Here is a 1,355-nt window from a genome sequence, read left to right on the forward strand (position 1 = left end):
TATATAAGAGACAGCTGTGATCTATTGACAAATGAGAAATTTAGTGTTGACAGCTAAGAAAGCTCATGTAATACTAGCAAGTGTAATCTATTACATCCACCTTAACTCCGTGGAGGTCTTTGTAAATGACCAAAATAAAATACATCAGTCCTGCCGCTACTGCTCTTCTTGCCAGTGCGTTAGCCCTCGCCACTGCCCCGGCCCAGGCGGCTCCTATCGTAACCTATACCGGCTGTGCAAGTACCTCATTCTGTACACTCACCGAGCTACTTGGCGGTGGTTCCATCTCAGTTGATGAGGACGGAAATGGCACAATTGAGAAAGTGTTCGAGGAATGGACGAATTACGATTTTTTCAAAAGTCCTGGGGCTAATCCTCTGACCGATCCCCAAGCCAACATTCAAGTGAGTGCAACCGGCACTTACATTCCTGGTGTCTCTGGTAGTGCTACTCTCAATTACACTATTGTTGGCGGCATAAACCTAGCTCCGCCGAGCGGGAATGCCACTTGGAATGCTACTGTCGCCTTCGACTTCACGGTAACATCCGCTGGATATGTCCCAATAATGAACCAGATAGATGCCATAACAGTTGGGTCAGTTACAGGCCCCACTACGGGAGTACCATCTTCTTTGGGCTTCAATGGTGCATCGATTATGGGCAATCAAACCGCTACCCCCAGCATGCCTGCGACTGACACGATGACATTGGGACCAACAAACACGCTTGCGGTCATGAACAACCTGAGTTTGCAAGCTCGCCGGACTACTTCAGTGCCTGGAACCGCCCGCGTTACGAGTTTCTCACAAACCTTCACCCAGGTGGTTATTCCTGAACCCGGGACTGTTGTTGGACTGCTGGTTGTTGGTGGCTTAGGTCTGGCGATGAAACGCCGACAAAAGGATAGCTGACCGAGCTTAACGTCAAGATAAGATGAGAAGAGGCATCGTAGCTTCTCGGTTTGAAGTACCGTCCTTTGGGGGCGGTTTTGCTTTAACCACCTATCCATAGTTAGTAAAAGCATAGTCAAATATAGACAGACTGAATTCCATTTCAGAAATTCCCTTCACTTTTACTTCGAGAGATTAATTCTCCTTGGGTGAACTACGCACCTCTCTATCCCATAGCGGTTAAACGCATTTGGGAATGCTTTTCGTAAAATGTTGTAGGAACATCTGACATCAGATTGAACCAGAATCCCCTTATCTGTACGATATAACCCTCGCGAAATTCTTTTTCCTGAAAACACTGGCCTTTCAGTTGTTTGTCCATAAACGGGGAGAGGATCGTCATTCAAAAAATTAGAAGCTGAGGTATAGGATTCTTCTTGAAGAATCACAGAGATTCCTTCTAAT

Annotated in this window: 2 protein-coding genes; one reads left to right on the forward strand and one right to left on the reverse strand. The window is 46.4% G+C overall.

All coding sequences use genetic code 11. From position 1 onward, the window contains the following. The first annotated feature begins 125 nt into the window (after positions 1 to 125). Complete coding sequence (locus IQ242_RS24900) at positions 126 to 911, forward strand: PEP-CTERM sorting domain-containing protein (protein ID WP_193961801.1); 786 nt, start codon at positions 126 to 128, stop codon at positions 909 to 911. 205 nt (positions 912 to 1,116) lie between these two features. On the opposite strand, the gene IQ242_RS24905 is transcribed toward IQ242_RS24900, so the two are convergent. Continuing rightward, positions 1,117 to 1,272, reverse strand: coding sequence for a hypothetical protein (locus tag IQ242_RS24905; RefSeq protein WP_193961802.1), 156 nt, complete (start codon positions 1,270 to 1,272; stop codon positions 1,117 to 1,119). Positions 1,273 to 1,355 lie beyond the last annotated feature (83 nt).

The sequence above is a fragment of the Microcystis sp. LEGE 08355 genome (assembly GCF_015207185.1).
Taxonomy (GTDB): domain Bacteria; phylum Cyanobacteriota; class Cyanobacteriia; order Cyanobacteriales; family Microcystaceae; genus Microcystis; species Microcystis panniformis.